The sequence below is a fragment of the Spirillospora sp. NPDC049652 genome (assembly GCF_040675125.1).
Classification (GTDB): Bacteria; Actinomycetota; Actinomycetes; order Streptosporangiales; family Streptosporangiaceae; genus Spirillospora.
Genome location: NZ_JBFAOF010000060.1, coordinates 1 through 17,356, shown reverse-complemented (window position 1 = coordinate 17,356; position 17,356 = coordinate 1). Strand labels below are relative to the sequence as shown.

The window sequence follows — 17,356 nt, the reverse complement described above, 5'->3', positions numbered from 1 at the left end:
CGTGCGGCCACGGACGGGGGCAGCACGGCGGGCGGGACGCCGCATCCGCTCGGGTCTGCTGCGCTCGGGAGCGCTGCGGGCGGTCGTGGCCCTGCCTGTGGGCTCGGCTCCGCCCTACGCCATCGCACCCCACCTGTGGGTGCTGGGCACTCCCGACCGCCGCGGCGACGCGGCCGTCCTCATGGTGGACGCCTCGGACTGCCGGGTCCGGCCGTCCACCGGTCGCCCGGGCGTGGACTGGGCCGCCGTCGCCCTCCGGGTCCGGCACGCCTGGGACGACGCGGAAACGGCGGAGCGCACCCGGCGCGTACCGGTGATCGAGCTGCTGGACGAGGACGTCGATCTGTCTCCCGCACGGCACCTGCCGTTGGACGCCGAGGAGTACGCCGCCGGGCTGCGCGCGAACTGGTCGGAGCTCACCGACCGCCTGCGGCATGCCGACGAGCTGCGGCGCACGTTGTCGGGCCTCGCCGCCGACGCCGATGCGGCCCCGATCGCGAAGGTGACGATCGGGGAGCTGGAACGCGTCGCGGCCCTGCGTGTGCAGGCGAGCGGAACGGTCTCCTCAGACCGTGTCGGTGTGGGCCCGGCCCCGGCGGACGCGGTGCCGGTGCTCACCCCTGAAGGGATCGCCGCCGGAGAGAACGCGCCGCAGTGGATCGTTCCGGCGGAGGACGAGAAGGACGATCTGCTCCTCGCGCGGCGCGGTGACGTGATCGTCGTCGGCACGACCCGCGCGTTCGACGCCCGCGTGCAAACCGACGAACCCGCGGCCCTGTCCGCACCGCTGCTCGTGCTCCGCGTCGATCCGGACCGGATCGACCCCTGGTTCCTGGCCGGTTGCCTGCGCGCTCCCGGCAACGCCCGGCGTGCCGGAGGCCATGCCTCGACCAGCTCACGCGTGGATCCACGCCGGATGTCGGTGCCTCGGCTCCCGGTCGCGGAACAGCAACGACTGGGCGCGGTGTTCCGGCAGCTCGCCGACCTGAACGCGACGCTCGACCACCTGCGCCGGACCGGAGCCGCGTTCGAAGCGACGGTGGGAGCGCTGGCGGCGGAGGGACGCCTCGACGTGCGCTGACCGCTCCGCCCTCACCCGTCCCACCCCCGCTCGGCCAGGTCGATACGGACCTGTTCCAGGCGTTCACACACCCAGGGCGATCGAATGCCGTTCGCGGAGATCTCCTCGGCCGCGCTCCGCCACAGCCCTCCGGCCTCGGCGAGCTTGCCCGAGCCCTCCTCCACCAGCAGGCATTCGGCGATGCCGAGCTGCGCCTCGCACCACAGCACCCTGGCGTCGTGGTCCGGCCGGCGGCGCAGCCCCCGTTCCAGCTCGCGGTACAGATGCCCCGCCTCGATGCAGCGCCCCTCTTCCCCAGCGCGCAGTGCGTCGGCCCAGCGGAGCTGCCCGAGCGCGACTTCCGGCCGTTTGAATCCCCATCGGCGGCGCGCAGCGATGAGAAGACGCTCGAAGTGCGGCGGCACGCGGTCGAACTCCTGGGCCCGGATCATGCGGTCGACGTCGGGAACCGCGCGGAGGAACGCTTGGCAGTCCCCGGCATCACTCCAGCCGCGCCTCCGCGCAGTCCGGCGCCCGTTCTCCGTCGGCGCGGGGGGTGCCGCCGCAGCGTCACGGAACCGGAGGGTCGGGTCGGGCACGAGTCCGGGCAGCGCGGGAGCGCCGCGTTGCGGAAGGTACCGCGCCAGCACCTCCTTGACCTCCTGCCAGCCAGGACGCCGTGAGGGGTCGCGCTCGAGCAGCCCGGCCACGAGGACGTCGAGGTCCTCGGGCAGATCCGGGAGCACGCTGCGCATGCGCGGCGCGGGCCGGGTGAGCTGTTCGTACTCGATGGCGCCGCGCTCGGTCGCCGTGAAGTGCCGCCGTCCCGTCAGCAGGAGATAGAGCACGCCTCCGAACCCGTACATGTCGGCCTTGTAGGTCGTCTCCCCTCGTTCCAGCAGCTCGGGGGCCTTGTAGCCGAGTGTCCCCGGGGTCCGGTCCTCGGTGGTGTACCGGGTGGCGTCGGGGTCGGTGTCGAACGCGACGCCGAAGTCGACGAGGAAGACGGCGCCGTCCTCGGCGCGCAGGACGATGTTCTGCGGTTTGACGTCCCGGTGGACGATGCCCGCCGCGTGGACGCGTTCGAGCGTCTCCGCGAGCTGCATTCCGATGGCGGCCCCCGCCTCGATGGGGACGCCCTTGCACCAGCCATGGAGCGGTACGCCCTCGACGAGCTCCATGACCAGGTAGTGCACGCCCTTGTGCACCCCGCGTCCGAGCAGTGCCGGGATGCCCTCGCCACCGTGGTCCCGGAGGAGGTCGCCCTCACGTCGGAACCGGTGCCGCCACTCGTCGGCCTCGGTCGGCGAGGACGGACCGTAGCCGAGCCCGTGCGGATCGAGCCGGTCGTGAATCACCTTGACCAGCGCCAGAGCACCGGTTTGCAGGTCCTCCGCCCGCCACGTCTTGGCCATTCCGCCCGCGAAGTAGGACGCCTCGATGCGGAACCGTCCGCCGATCACCTCATCCGGCTCCATCGCGCTCTCCTGAATTGTCAGCCTCGTCCAGCACGATGAATGTAGCAGCATCCGAGCGAAGACGCCTTGACTGTGTTTACACTTACGCCAACCCGAGGAGGTGGCTTCCGTGAACACGACTCCCCCCGGCACCCATGACGATCCCCGGCTCGTCCGGGTCGGGCTCCCGGTGCTCCAGCAGGACCCCCGTGACTGCCCGCGGGCGGCCGCGCTGCACGTCCGGCCGCTGGCCCAGGCCGACCGCCGCGCCCCCTGGGCCGAGCTCGAAGGTTTCGCCCTCGGCCCCTTCATGCGGGTGCTCGACCGCTTCGAGCACCACGGCGTGGAACTCGACCGGGCGCTCACCGAGGACGCGTCGTTCCGCCGTTGCCTTCCCGCGCACCGGCACTGGACGGCCGATGCGGTTCACACCTACCTGGCCGCCCGAGAACGCTCCGAGCGCCTCCGCACGGACGCCGGTCATCCGGCCACGCTCCCCGTTCGCCACGAATGGGTGGCGATCCATCACGCGGCTCACCCGGACGCGCGCGGTGCCCAGCGTTACGAACGGTACGCCTGGGGACGACGCTACGCCTCGGCGGACGGCTTGGTGCGAGAACTGTGGCTTCTGTCCGTCAATGAGCTGAAACTCGACCGCGCGCCCGCTCAGATCGCCGCGGCCGCGTCCGTCCTCGCGTTCGGTGTCCCGGCGAAGAAGTCGCGCCACACTCGCTGGTACGAGCCCGTAGGCGTGAACGTCCCACCGGCCCGCGTGCGTGTGATCGGGGTCGGCTGTGGGGACGGCGAGTTCGAGGTCCTCGCCGACTGGGACGTCCATGAGGTCTCCGAACGGTACGACAAGCTGGCGAAGTCTGTCCTGACGCAGGTGATGGGACGTTCGGAGCTCGTTCCTGGTTCGGACTGCGTCGGCTGTAAGGCTCTGGCGGAGTGCCCCGAGCCGCCCCGGACGCCCGGTCTGCTCCAGGTCCCCGCCCCGGCCCGCCCGCGCGAGCGGCGCAGTGTGTCGGCATCCGACCTGCGCCGCCACTCCGAGTGCCCTGCGGCGTTCCACCTCACCCGGGTGCTGCACCTGAACGACGGCCGGCCGGAGAACGCCGCGATCCGCCGGGGCCGCGCCGTGGACGCCGTGCTCAACGAGTCACACAGGCGCCGTCCCCGAAAGGGCTGCCGTGACATGCCCATGCCGGAGGCGCTGCCCGATCTTCCGCCCGACGAGGCCGACACGGCCACGCGGATGCTCGCCCAGCACCGCGGCGTGTGTCCGCTCGACGGCCTTCCCGCTCACGAGCAGGTGCTCGTCCAGCCGCGCCTGACGGCCTACGACCCGGAACTGGACACCGTCGTCATCGCCGATCCCGACCTGCTCCACACCGACGCGGGTGGCTGGGTGTGGCGGGAGACCAAGACCGTTTCTCGCCCCCTCTGGGAGGGGCGTTCCCTACTGGCGACCTACCCACAGCTCGCCCTGGCCGTGGGGATGATGGCGGCGGGCGTTCCCGGCGGCGATCCCCGCAGGTGCCGCATCGAGCTGGAGGTTCTTCGGGCGGACGGGGTCTCCTGCGAGGAGATCGACCCGTTCGACGCGTCGACTCTCGACGAGGCCCGCACGGTGCTCGCCGCGCTCACCGGCCCGTGGGCGGCCGACCAGACTTGCGCCCCGAATCCCGGCCCGTACTGCGCGAGCTGCGAGGTGCGCCGCTGGTGCCCGTCCCGGCAGCAGGAGGCGGCCCGATGACCACCGTGGTCGCCCACGACGGGCAGGCGCTGCTGTCCACCCTGGCGACGGCGCTCATCGCCCTGGAACGTCAGGACCAGCTGGACTCCTTCTCCTTGCCCTATCCCGACGAGGCGCAGCTCGCCCTCGACCGCACGGTCCTGTTGTGCCTGCTCCATGGGGCCGACCCGCCGCTGAGCCTGGCCGAGCTGGTCCTGTGGTGTCGGGAGCGGCCCGTCTCCGACTGGCCGCTGGACCTTCCCGACGCCCTGGTCGGTCCCGACGACCGGCTGCTCGACCTGGACAGCGGACGCCCCACCGAGCTGTGTCACGAGTGGGCCGCACACGGTCGCGACAGCGCGGGCAAGCTGTGCGACCGCGAGGTGTTCGACCGGGCGATGCGCGCGTGCCGGGAGTACGGCGAACCCGACAGCTACACCGCCTTCCGGGACATGCTGGTCAACCGGCCGGTGCTGACGCACGGCGGTATGGAGATCATGTTCGAGCTGCTGCTGGAGCCGGTCCGCGACCTCCTCGACGAAATCTACTGGGACGTTCCCGACAGCTTCCTGCGCGACGGCCGCTACGCGGTCTGCGGCCGTTGCCGCACGCTGCTCACGCCAGTCCCCGGCGACGGCTGGTGGTGCGAGCGGGACCGGTGCCGCCGCCAGGGGCCGCCCCCGGTCGGCCGCTACCTGACCCCGGCGGACGACGGCCCGGTGCGGCAGCTCGCCCGCCCGTTCCGGCAGTTCGTCACAGGCCCCGGCCGGGCCGAGATCGATCTGCGCGACGCCCTGTCCGCGCTGGGGCTCAGCGTCGCGATGTGGCCGGGCTACGACAGCTACGACCTGCGGGTGACGTTCCCGGACGGCCACGTCTGGGCGATCGATGTCAAGGACCGGGCGAATCCCGCGCTGCTGGGACGCACGGCCCGTCCGATTCCCACCGACCCGCCCTACGACGAGGGTTTCTGGGTGGTGCCGCACCATCGGCTCGACGCGCGGTCGGACTACGTCCGGGTCTTCGAGCGGTCCCGCTCGGAGGAGGCCGGTGGCCTGGTCCTGGTGGCCGATGAGGAGCTGTGCCGCCGGGCCCGGCGGCGGTTGCGCGGCGAGACCGCCGACAGAAGGAGGAAGCATGCGTGACGAGGAGTCCTGGCACGGCCCGGTCAGCTCCGCGCTCCGCAAGACATGGCGGAACGAGGCCGCCGAACCGGGTATGCACCCCCGCGACCTCTGCCGGGTCGAGCTGGCGTTGTTCCTGCTCGGGCGCATCGCACCGGGACATCCCGCCGAAGACGCCTACGTCCTGCTCAGCGGGTACCCGTTCCCGGACGCGGCCGGGCTCGTCTCCACCGAGGAACAGCGGACGGCGCTGGCGGCGGCGCGTGTCCTGCTCTGGACGATCCGCCGTCGCCGTAGCTGGTTCCAGCTCCTGGAGACCTACCGGGGAGTGCCGGAGCGGATGCGCGCCTACGACGTTCCCGAGGGTGCTCCGCCGCGAGTGTTGCGTCCGACCGTGGCGACCGATCGGTCGCGGGTGTACGCGGACGCGCTGTCGGCGCTGCCGCCTTACCGGACCCACGATTTCAAGCTCGCGACGGCGGGACGCCACTCCTTCCTCGACCGCCGCCGGGCGACGTCGGTGACCATCCCCGACGAACTGGTGTTCCCGCGCGCGGCGGGCCACGACCTGGCCAAGGGCAGAGCGGGCGACGGCTCGCCCCTGGTCATCACGCGGGCCATGCTGCTGGAGACCGCCCGGTGGATGGACGAGCGGGAACGCGGCTCGGCCGAAGCGGGCGACTGGGAACGGCGGCTCGACGAACTGCACGTCGCCGTTCGCGACGCGTCCGGCCGCGACTTCGCCGAACGCCACGACGGCGGATTCGTCCTGGCCGAGCTGCTCCACATGGTCGGCATGGTCGGCGCGGGCAAGTCGACGCTGATGGTGCTCGTGGCGGTGTGGGCCGCCCGGCTGCCGACTCCGCTGCGCACGACCCTCGTCGTGGGGGACGTGGCCGAGCAGCTCCGGCTGACCGCGCTGTTCGACCGGCTCGGTATTCCGGCCGCCCCGGTCCTCGGGTCGTCCACTCGCGAGGACCACGTCCGGCGGCTGCACCGGCGGCAGGCGGCGCAGGGCAAGGAGAACCTGCTCGACCACGACGATGACGGGTTCGACTTGCTGAGCACGGCGTGCCCGGTGGACGCATTGCGCGGTGTCGAGGCCGCCCGGCCTCTTCGGTACGCCGACGCTCCCTGCGCCGGTCTGCATCCCGAGCAGCGAAAGCCCGTCGCCACGAGCGAGGAGCCGCTGCTGCTCGATCTGTACCGGCCCAGCAGCCGCGCCGACGCTCGGCCCGCGCGCGACCCGGACGAGGGGCGTGTCCTGCGCGGGAAGCCGCACGCATGTCCGGTCTGGAGCCGCTGTCCCCGCCACCACGCGGCCCGCCGGCTGGTGGACGCCCGGATCTGGGTCGCCAATCCCGCCAGCCTCGTCCAGTCCGGCGTCCCGAAGCACCTCAACGACGAGCGGCTGCGTTACCTGGAACTGGCGTGCACGGTCGGCGACATCGTGATCGTGGACGAGGCGGACGCGGTCCAGCTCCGGCTGGACGGGATCTTCGCCCCCGCGGTGACGCTGGTCCAGCCAGGCCCGGAATCCTGGCTGGACCGCATCCGCACTCACAAGATCGCCGAGCTGACGCGCAGCGGGCGGCTTCCGCTGACCGACCGGGACGTCACGCAGTGGAACACCGCGGTGGAGATGTCCAGCCTGGCGACCGACGGGCTCTACCCTCGGCTCATCTCCGACGGTGACCTGCGGGACTGGGTGGACGTCAACTACTTCAGTCCTTGGACCCTGCAGGAGAAACTCCTCGCGGAGTGGTTCGGCGACGCCCGTCGTGAAGTCCCCGACAACGGCGTCCGCGACGAGCGGGAACTGTTCGAGAACGACGAGGCCGACGAGACCGACTCCCGCGACGACCCGGCCCACGTGCTCGCCGACGCCCGCCGCGCCGCGTTGACCGCCGTGTTCGACGGGTTCCGCGACGACCCGCTCGGCGACCACGGACCGCATGGCGGGGCGATCGACGGCCTGGTGAACCTAGCCCGCGACCTGATCGGGACGTCCTCCCCCACCGAGACCCGTAAGCGGGCGCTCGTCCTGCTCCGGGAACTGCTGACCGACACGCCCGTCCAGGAGAGGACGCGGGACGCCGCATGGGCCGACACCGCCTGCCGCCGCCTGGAGTTCACGCTGCTGTTGTCGGTCCTGGCCAAGCATCTGGACCGGGTCGCCTGGCTGTGGCCGATGGTGGAGGCGGCGCTGCGGCTGGACGCCACCGGAAACGAGCTGGCTCGCCGCCCCCCGGCCGACTACGCGCCCGTCGTCCCCGAGTCGCCCATGGGTAACGTGCTCGGCTTCCAGTTCCTCCGCGACGAGCGCGAGACCGACGAGGACGGACGGCAGAGCGGGACACTGCGCTTCTTCCGCTGCGCAGGCGTCGGGCGGGAACTGCTCACCGCCCTCGCCACGCTCGGCGCCGATCCCGGCAGAGGGAGGCCCGGCCCGCACGTGCTGCTGTTGTCGGGCACGAGCTGGGCGGGAATGTCCAGCCGCTACCACGTCCCGGCACCGGTCGGCGCGGTATTGAAGCCGTCGGCGCGGGCCACCGAGGCGGTGCTGGGCACCGCGTTCGCCACTCGCTGGATCAGCGACGCGCGCGGCGAACGCATCCGCCTGTCGGGGGCGGACCCCAAGGTCCGGCCCGCGCTGGCGGAGGCACTGGCGATGCGGCTCGGCTCTCCCGGACGGGGCGGAACCGCCAGCCCGCTGGAGCAGGAGCTCGCACACGTCCGTGACCCGCACCGGCGGCGAGCGCTGCTGCTGGTCGGCAGTTACCGGGAGGCGGCCCGCGTCGCGACCGTGCTGAACTCCATCCCCCGCTGGCGCGGCAGCGTGCGGCTGTTGGTCCCCGACACCGCCGACCTGGACGCCAGCGCCGGACCGGACGCGGGCACGGCCGAACCCGTCGGGGTGCTGCGCCGCGGCGACCTCGCCTCCTTCGGCGAGTGCGGTGCCGAGGTCCTCGTCGCGCCGCTGATGGCGGTCGAACGCGGCCACAACATCCTCAACTTCCAGCGCAACGCCGCGTTCGGGCTGGCGATGTTCCTCGCCCGCCCGCACCCGCGCCCGGACGACCTGGCGCTGGCGGTGCACTCTGTCAACGACTGGGCAGCGCGGTTCTCCCGCGGTCTGCCCCGCGTGCTGGCCGAAGACGACGGCCGCACGGGACCGGCCACATTCGGCGAACTGGTCACGAAGGCGGGCGGGCTCGACCGGGCCGCACTCGACTTCCGGCATGAGGCCCGCCAGGAGTGGCGGCGGCTCCTCACCCGCCGCTACATCCGTTCGCGACTCCCCGTCTGGGAGCGGAAGGTCTTCGCCTGGGACCAGCTCGTCGTCCTGTGGCAGGTCATCGGGCGGTTGGTACGCGGCGGCGTCCCCGCGCGAGTGGTCTTCGTGGACGCCGCGTTCGCCGACGCCGAGGTGCGCGACGAGGTTCCCGCCGCCTCACCCGACCAGGGCGTCCCCGAGGGACTGCTCCGCGACCTCCTGGACGTCCTCGCCCCCTACTTCGACGACGCCCTCGCGCCGGAAGGGTTCCCCGACCCGGCGGACCCCGCCGTGGCACGGCTCCTCTACCGGCCGCTGCACCGGGCGCTGCTCACCATCCGGCACCACTCCTGACCCCGAAAGGACCCCCATGGCCGCATACCACCACGTCCAGGCAGCCGCCTGGGCTCCAGCCGCCCCCGATGTCTCGCTCACCGCGCGGTACCGCGCGCTCCGGTTCCCCGAGACCTGGCAGTCGGCGATCCTCGACCTGTGCAACCTCGGCCGTCCCGCCGACGCCGAGCCCTGGCGGAGGGCGCCCACCCGGCGCATGGAGCAGGCCGTCCAGGCACTCGCCCCCGACCTGCTCGCGCTGCCCAGGCCGCCCGGCGCAACGGACGCCCCGGGCTGGTGGCTGTGCTCGCCCGCTGAAACCGAGCCGATCCCCGAGCGCGCTTTCCAGCTGCTGCTCAATGCCTGGCTGCGCGACCTCCGCCCCGAGCTGGCACGAGACCGCGTGTACCGGGAACTGCGCAACGCCGTTCAGCGCAAGCTCGGTGCCGCACCACCCGCCTGGCAGGACGTCGAGCTCGAGCTGCTGCGCTGCCCCGTCACCGACGGCGGCACGGCCGCGCCGCAGCCGCACCAGTACACGCTGACGACCGACTGGCTCGCCCGCCGCGTCCTGGACCTGCCCGAGTTCGAGTTCGAGGGCGGACGGCTGCGTTTCCACGCGATGCCACGCGGACCTCGGGACCAGGGCGCCGAGCTGGTGTCGGAACCCCGGCCGTTCGAGGACCCCAAAGGGCGCACGTGGTGGTTCTCGGTCCGGCTCAACATCACCTTGCAGACGGTCCCCTTCAACCCGATGCCGCGCTTCCACCTGCACTGCGGGATCCGCCGCTGGGCGACCCGCGTCAACACCAAGACCGGACAAGTCCACGTGCCCTACGGCCGCCGGGCCACGGTGCTGCTGCGGCCGTCCGTGCCGTGGCTGCCGGGCGCGCCGCCGTCCGACCGCTTCGCCGTCGCGCGGCTGGAGCGCCGTCGCACCGACGACGGATACGTCACCGACTGGGCGGACGGCGGTCCCACCGGCGTGCTGGACGGGATCTCGTTGCAGGCTCCGTTTCCGTCCGCCGAGGAGGTCCTGACGTTCCCGGAGAAGTGGCTCGCCTCCGAAATGCGCGCCGGAGTCGTGCACAACACCGCGATGGGCGGTCACGCGGTCGCTTCCGGGCTGATGTCGAACCAGCGCTCGGAGATCGTCACTTGGGCCGAGCAGGCGTTGCCGCCCGAGCTTCGTCCGGTTCCGCGCCGCCGCCGGACTCGGCTCGGCCGTGCCACCCCGAGCAACGCCCCCGCCGCCCGGCAGCGGGCTCGGACCGTGCGCACCGCTGCGGCGTTCGCCGTGTCCGCCTTGGGAGGAGGAGCCGTCCTGGAGGCGCGGTTGCTGTGGCAGACACCGGAGATGCGCGACACCGCGATCGCCGCTCTCATCGAGCATCTCGGCCTGCAGGACGACGGCGTCCGCCCGAGCACCGAGGAGTTCGAGCACGCTGAGCCGGGTTCGGCCGCAGTCCTGGAATGGAGCACGCCGGAGCTGACCGTGCGGCTGCGCTGCCTGAAGCTCACCGGCGGTCTCGCCGAAGACCTGGCGCTGCCGGAGAAGGGCCGTCCGTCCCGTGCGGCGGCTGCGGCGGCCATCACTGCCCGGCGCAAGGCCGTCGCCGAGTTCGCCGCCGCCGACAAGCCCGGAGACGACCCGACCCTGGCGCTGGTCGAGATCGACCATCCGACCGGTTTCAGTTCGCCCGCCCACGACCCGAAGTTCGCGCTGCGCCTCGGACTCGCCGACGCGGGCGTGCTGAGCCAGTTCGTGCTGGTCCCCAAGAAGGCCGGCAAGCAGGACAGGCACCGCGCTCTCATGGCGTGGGATGACGGCCTGCGCCAGCTCGGCGCGCGCGTGCTGCCCGAGCCCGGCCCGCTCGGCGGCCTCCCGGACGGCCTGCGCTACGCGGCGATCTGGCTCGTCCAGAAGAACCGCACCGCACGCAACCATTGGGCCGCGCACTCTCCGGTCGCCGTCCTGGTCACGCCGGGTGAGCGGGGCACGGGCATCGCGCGTGTGGAGGGCTTCGACCCGGCCGGTGACGACGGCGCGGGCGAATGGGTCCCCTATCCGGTGATGCTGCTGCGGCTCGCCGCCCGCGCCGAGGTCGAGGCCGCCGTCGACACCGACGAGCCCGTCCCCCGGCCGCAGGCGACGCGCCGCCAGTCCGCCGACGAGCAGCGCCGCGCGACCGAGCAGTGGTTGCAGAAGGTCCAGCGCCGCCTGCGCGGCACCCCGACCCTGCTGTTCGTCCACGCGCAGAACGCCCGCCGCCACTGGACCTGGATCCAGGACGGCCGCGCCGAGCGGGACCGGATCCGCACCGGCCACGCCCCCGCCCGCCGCCTGGATCCCGACCTGCGCCTGCTGCGGGTGCGCGGAGCCGGCAACCGCGAGGTCGCGCAGTGGTGGGGCGTGCACCCCAAGGGCGAGGCGAACGGCATCCCGGCGAACCTGTGGGTGTCCGAGAACGAGCCGCATGGTGACCGCGTCTTCTGGAGCACCACCCCCAAGCCCGTCCAGTTCGGCTCGTCGGCCGTCAGGGGTGACAAGCTGGCCCCGCGCCCCCTCACCCTCGGCGGCAACGAGGGCAGGCTCACCTTGGACACCGACAAGGTCGGCTGGAACCCCACCCTGATGGAGCTGGCCGTCCTCGGCTGCCATGAGAATGACGGCGACTCTCCCGAGGCCTTGGCGCTGACCGCGCACATCCTCCGCCAGCCCCCCGACTACCCCGAGGCCCTGGCACTGCCCCTCCCCCTGCACCTGGCAGCCCTCGCCCAGGAGTACGTGCTGCCGATGGACGACCCCGACGCATCCGACGCCGGTTGACGCCACCGGGGTCCGACCGTCGCCGGACCCCGGTGCCACGGTCTCACCCCGCGCGCCACTCCTCGGTACGCACGACCCGATGTCCGCGGTGCCCGAGCACCTCGGCGAACCTTCGCTGCCGTCCGGCCATGCCGTGGACGAGCATGACGTGGGCGGCGGCCACCCCGTCGGCGATCTCCAGCAGGCCGCCCCGGTCGGCGTGCGCGGACAGCCGCATGGTGGCCACCTTCGCCAGCACCCGAAGACTGATCTTCTCGTCTCGGTCCATCAGCGCGAATTCACCACCGCCCTGCCCGGCCAGCCGCAGCAGTTCCGCGCCGGGCGACTCCTCGTCCTGGTAGCCGGAGACGAACAGCGCGCTACCGGGCTCGGGCAGGATGTGCCGAGCCCACTGGACGGCGGGACCGCCGGTGAGCATCCCGGAGGTAGAGACGATCACGCCCGTCCGGAAGGTCTCCAGTTCGCGGGGGCGGTCGGCGACCGCAACGGCGCCACCGAAGATCTCCAGCGGCCGCTCCGAGCCCGCGGTCGCGCTCTCGAACAGATGCGCCAGATCCGTCGCCATACCGTCGATGCGAACAGGGACGTCCGGCAGGTGGCGGCGGAGGATGAGCGCCACCTCCTGCGCGCGGCCGAGCGCGAAGGCCGGAATCAGCACCCGACCGCCGCCCTCGTAGATCTCCGCCACCGAGCGGATCAGCTCGTGCACCCGTCCGGTTCGGTCCCCGTGGTTCTCGCCGCAGCAGGTGGACTCCATGACCAGAAGGTCCGCCCCCGGGGCCGATTCGGGCAGCCGGTAGCCATCCACGCTCTCCTGCGCGAACCCGGAGATGTCCCCGGTGATCACGGCGCGCCGGTCCCCGGCCCGGACCACCACTCCCGCCGCGCCGAGGATGTGCCCGGCGGGGAACAGCTCGATCGTCAGGTCGCCGATACGGCGTCGCGCGCCGAAGGGAACCTCCTCGCACCGCCCCACGGCCGCCCTGACCTCCGCGTGCCCGTAGTGGGCCGAGGAGTCCGCGCCCCATTCGGACCACACCCGGTCGCGGCCACGCGTCACCTTCACGGTGTCGGTCCACATGACGGGCATGAGCTGGACCGTTTCGGGCGTCGCCAGGACCCGCAGATCGGGCCGCCGGGCGACCAGCGCGGGGACGTACCCGCAGTGGTCGTTGTGCGCGTGGGTAACCACGACGCCGTGCAGCGGTCCGGCGAGGGCCCGGTCGATGTCGGGTGGCGGCGCCCCGTCGCGGGGTACCGTTCCGGCGTCCACCAGGAGGCGGGTGTCCCCCGCCTCGACCAGCAAGCAGGATCCGCCGATCTCCGTTCCGGCGCCTAGCGGCGTGATCCGCAGGTCGAGTTCCCGTACCGTCGCGGGCGTGGGTTCGCATGGCGGTGTCGGGTCCACCATGGCCCGGAGCACGTCCAGCAGCCTGTTGCGGTCGAGCTTCACCGTCCTGGCGACGTCCTCCAGGTATCGGTCCCGGGAGTCCGCGGTCGCTTCGGTGGCCTTGGCGGAGGCCACGGCCACGCCGCTTCGATACACGCGGGGGTCCCGGGAGGCGGCGTCGTCGCGTGGCTTGGGCGGCAGCGGCTCCAGGACGCCAAGGAGCGCAGCGGCCAGCGCGTGGGGATCCTTCCAACGGATCCGCTCGATGCCCTGACGCTCTTCCAGGCCCACTAGTCGATCCTCGTACTCGGCCAAGGCTCCGCCGACCTCGACCAGCCGACGGTCCTTCTCGGAGATCTCCCGCCGTGCGTGCTCAAGCCGTCCTTCCGCTCGTTCCAGACGTGAACGGAGATCCGCCACCTTGCGTTCGAGCCGTTCGGCCGAGCGCGCCGCCGCCCGGTCCCGCTGGTGGTTTCCGGTGGCGTCGCACAGAACGAGGCCAGTGCGGACCACCTCGGCGTCGGGGTGTACGAGCAGCGTGACATAGGGCTCGGCCCGGTCGGGCAGGGAGCGCTCCGCGAGCAGGTCCGCCACTCGTGCTCGGACACCGGGGACCTTTTCGAGCGCCCGGCGAAGGATCTTCGATTGCTCGGCCACCATTCGCTCGGGCTCGCGGGCGAGCCCGGCCTGGTGCGGCCGCGTGAGTACCACCTCCGCGACCGCGTGCAGCACGGCGTTCAGAGCGGCGTCGGCATCGCCGCTCATGCCGCGTCACCGGCCCGCCGCGTGGCGGCGGCGAGCACGGGCTCCACGGTCAGCCTCGTCCCCTCGGGGATGAGGGCGCCCAACACGCGGAGCGCCTCCACCAGGTCGGCGGTGCTGCCGTATCCGGCGGAGTCGAGTTCGGCCGGGGACAGACCGCTTCCGGCTTCCTCTCCCTGCATGGACAGCAGTTCGGCGAGCTCGTCCGGCGCGGCCGGACCGCCGAACTCGACCAACGTCCGCCAGGCCCCGGCGAGGCGGGAGTCGGCGACCACGCCCGCTGCCTCCAGCAGCGTGTGCGTGTGCTCGGCCAACCACACGCGGCATCGCTCCAGCGCCCGGTCGCGGTCGTTGTCCTCGGCGAACCACGTGACGACCTTGCCCATCAGCAGCGGCCACCCTCCGGTCACCTCCAGCAGCCGTTGCTGTCCGGGCTTGTCCGGGAAGCCCTGGGACTCCTCCAGCATCCACTGCCGGACGGCGGCCTGGTCGAACCGGCGCAGCTCGACCAGCTCGACATCGTCCTGCCGTCCGACCCGGACCCACGACGGGGCCAGGCCCGGACCGGCCACCACGACGACCGACAGCCGATCGCGGACCTTGCCGGTGACCTGGCCGCGGATCTTCTCCAGCGTCCGCTCGAACGGCCCGGCATCGGCGCACATGGCCTTGTCGATGAGCAGAACGTGCTGGCCGTCCTGGAGAGCGGCCTGGTTGAGCGCCCCGCGCAGCGTCCGCTCTCCCGCGCGCAGGGTCCAGATCCGCAGTCCCTCCCGGTCGGTTACCCCCTCCTGCAGTGCGGCGGCGACGCGCTCGACCTGCAGCGCCGGCGATCCGGCGACGACGTGCACGAGCGGGGTGGACCGCAGGAGCCGGGAGAGCTGGGCGCTGCTGAGCGGAGACCGCTCCGGACCGTCGTGGTAGGAGGCCCGGTAGGAGTGCGCGTCGAAGGCGTCGGGCAGTTCGAAGTCCTGGTTAAGGAGAACGGACTCGACCTCTCGGGTGCCGCCGAGCAGGTCCAGGATGTACGGGGTGCGCAGCCGGTACCGGTCCCCATCCACTCCGAGTACGCCCAGGTTGACACACTCCTCAAGCAGCAGCCGGAACGCGTCGCTGGTGCAGTCCGCGAAGCCCTCCTCCCACCAGCTCTGGCACTCGCGACGCAGCTCGGCGACGCTCAGGCCCGCCGACGCTCCCGAGTAGAGGGCCTGCAGGGCGACGGTGTAGGCGATGACCTTGTACCGGTTGTCGAGGTTCAGGGTCCACTCGAAGCGGTCCCGGAAATCGCGCCTCAGCTTGCTGTCCCGCCAGACGCTCGCCACATGCTCGCGCGTGATCGTGTAGGGCAGCGTGGTGAGGGTGTCGGGGTCGTCACGCAACCGGGTCAGCAACTTCTCGGCGAAGAGCTGGATGAGCGCCGGAGCGTTGTTGGCCTCGGCGATGACGCGGGCGGCCAGCGTCTCGGGGAACCGGAAGCCGAGCGTGCCGAAGGGCTTGACCAGCAGGTCGAACGCGTCCTGCGGGTCCAGCGGGCCGATCGCGATCTGTCCGCCGAGATGCGGCAGGGGCTGGTTGGGCAGCCGGTGGAAACGGACGGTCTGGTGCAGACCAGCCCAGACGACCTTGATCCTCCGGTCAGTGTCGTGCATCAGGTCGCGCAGCGCGCCGACGTCCCGGAAGCGCCCCTGAGCCGCGTCCCGGTTGAGGAAGTCGTCGGCTTCGTCCAGCAGAATGAGCAGCTGCTGGTGCGGGTTGGACTCGCTCCAGTCGCGCATGCCCTCGACCACCTGGTCGCGGGTGGTCAGGCCGCGCCGGACGATCCCGGCCTTGCACAGCCGCTCACCGAGCCGCGGCCACAGTGAGCTGGCCGGGTCCCGGCCGATGTGCTGGATCGTCTCCAGGATCACCGTGCGGTCGGTGTCCTTGTCGCGCACCTCCCGCTCGGCCTTGCGCAGTAGCGCCGACTTCCCGAGCTGCCGCCCGCCGTACACGAAGGACGGGCCGCGACGGTCGATGACCCTGTCGAGCTGAGCTCGGCGGCCGTAGAACATCTCGTCGGGCACGAGGCTGACGTCGCTGGCGGAGATGTAGGGGTTGGTGGCCGTGAACGGCGCCATCAGGGTGACGGTCACCGCCCAGTTGTCGGGGTGGCAGGCCAGGTAGGCGATGGCCGCGTCGTCCAGGACCCCGGCGACGGGCCAGTGGTCGGCCGCCTGACGGCGGGCTCCAGTGTGCCTGCGGACGAGCCGGGCGAGCTCGCCGCGGTCCCGATCGGAGAGCACACCGAAGTACAGGACCAGCACCGTCTGTCCCTCGGGCTGGCCGCGCAGCAGGTCGATCAACTTGCGCGGGTCCGGCTGCCGCCACACCAGCAGCAGTCGGAGCCGGTTCCCGGACGGGCTCATCCCGCTGCCGAAGGCGGGCAGCGGCGCACGCTCGGTGGAGCGGACATTGCGCAGATCGAGCCACCAGCGGTCGGGCGTGGTCTCGATCTCCTGCTGGTCGCCCTCCAGCCCGATCATCTTCAGCACGCGGGCGATCGAGGATCTCAGGTTGCCCACGCTGCGCTTGCCGCCCTGGGCGCAGGCCAGCCACTGCCGCAGGCCGTCCCGGGCGATGGAGTGGCTGGCGGCGCGCATCCCGCCGATGTCGATCCCGGCCTGCTCCAGCAGCCGTTCGAGGTCGGCGTCCGCCGGGGCCTTCCCGACCTGGACGGCATCCTTGAGCGAGCCGAGCAGCCCGCTCTGTTCCGGGGAACGGGTGCGGCGTCCGTCCTGGGCGCGGCGGGCGAAGACGCGCGGGAATTCGGGGTAGAACAGGGCAAAGTGGTCGGGCTCGGTGGAACGCTGCGGCAGTGACCTGCCCACCTCCACCTGGGCGAGGGACTCGCGCGCGGTGGTCAGGTCGCCCTTGTCGACGCAGTCGCGCACCCGATCGGCGTCCGCGGCGGACAGGGTGCTCTCGATCCGGGCCAGCCGTTCCCGCTCGACCTCGATGGCCTCCGCCCGTTCGGAGAGGGCCCGGGCACGCAGTTCGCCGAGCTCCCGGCTGACCCGGTCGAAGTCGGCGCGTTCGGCGGTGAGCGGCACCAGGTCCTCGGTGAGCCGCCGGACCTGGTCCTCGGTCAGCACGCCGTCGCGCCGCCACAGCGCGATCTCGTCCCGCAGCTCGTCCACGCGCCACTCCCGCTCCGCCCGCGCGGCGGCGACTAGGTCGTCCCGACGGGTCCGCAGCTCCGCGGCGAGCGTCGCATCCGTTCCCGCAACGACGGCGACGATGTCCCTGGTCGCCTCGTGGTCCAGCCGGTCGGCGCGGGCCTGGAACGCGGCGGCCCAGTCGGCGTCTCCCGCCAGCGCCGTCCGCGCCAGCCGGTCGAGGTCGAGCGGCG

8 protein-coding genes are annotated in these 17,356 nt (G+C 72.4%); 5 read left to right on the top strand and 3 right to left on the bottom strand.

Annotated elements, in window-relative coordinates; genetic code table 11:
- Positions 1-1,081, top strand: a 1,081-nt coding sequence (locus tag AB0J52_RS07020) for a restriction endonuclease subunit S domain-containing protein (RefSeq protein WP_500180641.1), incomplete at its 5' end; no start/stop codon positions are given.
- An 11-nt stretch (positions 1,082-1,092) separates the two neighbouring features.
- Here the strand turns inward: AB0J52_RS07020 and AB0J52_RS07015 are convergent.
- Positions 1,093-2,538 (bottom strand): serine/threonine protein kinase, encoded by a 1,446-nt coding sequence (locus AB0J52_RS07015; RefSeq protein ID WP_500180640.1) that lies wholly within the window; start codon positions 2,536-2,538, stop codon positions 1,093-1,095.
- Between the two features lie 109 nt (positions 2,539-2,647).
- On the opposite strand from AB0J52_RS07015, the gene AB0J52_RS07010 reads away from it, so the two are divergent.
- The 4 genes from AB0J52_RS07010 to AB0J52_RS06995 are packed head-to-tail and all read left to right on the top strand — an operon-like array spanning position 2,648 to position 11,816.
- Positions 2,648-4,273, top strand: coding sequence for a PD-(D/E)XK nuclease family protein (locus AB0J52_RS07010; RefSeq protein ID WP_500180639.1), 1,626 nt, complete (start codon positions 2,648-2,650; stop codon positions 4,271-4,273).
- Complete coding sequence (locus AB0J52_RS07005) at positions 4,270-5,397, top strand: pPIWI_RE_Y domain-containing protein (protein ID WP_500180638.1); 1,128 nt, start codon at positions 4,270-4,272, stop codon at positions 5,395-5,397. The genes AB0J52_RS07010 and AB0J52_RS07005 overlap by 4 nt, the downstream gene beginning before the upstream one ends.
- Entirely contained in the window at positions 5,390-9,007 is a 3,618-nt protein-coding gene (locus tag AB0J52_RS07000; protein WP_500180637.1) for a pPIWI_RE_Z domain-containing protein, read from the top strand. Before AB0J52_RS07005 ends, AB0J52_RS07000 begins: the two co-directional genes overlap by 8 nt.
- A gap of 16 nt (positions 9,008-9,023) precedes the next feature.
- Positions 9,024-11,816 carry a pPIWI_RE module domain-containing protein gene (locus AB0J52_RS06995; RefSeq protein ID WP_500180636.1) on the top strand — a complete coding sequence of 931 codons (2,793 nt, stop codon included), beginning with the start codon at positions 9,024-9,026 and terminating at the stop codon, positions 11,814-11,816.
- A 43-nt stretch (positions 11,817-11,859) separates the two neighbouring features.
- Here the strand turns inward: AB0J52_RS06995 and AB0J52_RS06990 are convergent, their stop codons facing one another.
- On the bottom strand, positions 11,860-13,971 hold the full coding sequence (locus AB0J52_RS06990) for an MBL fold metallo-hydrolase (protein ID WP_500180635.1): 2,112 nt from the start codon (positions 13,969-13,971) through the stop codon (positions 11,860-11,862).
- Positions 13,968-17,356: ATP-binding protein (locus AB0J52_RS06985; RefSeq protein WP_500180634.1), on the bottom strand; the 3,389-nt coding region annotated here is incomplete at its 5' end. The genes AB0J52_RS06985 and AB0J52_RS06990, both read right to left, overlap by 4 nt.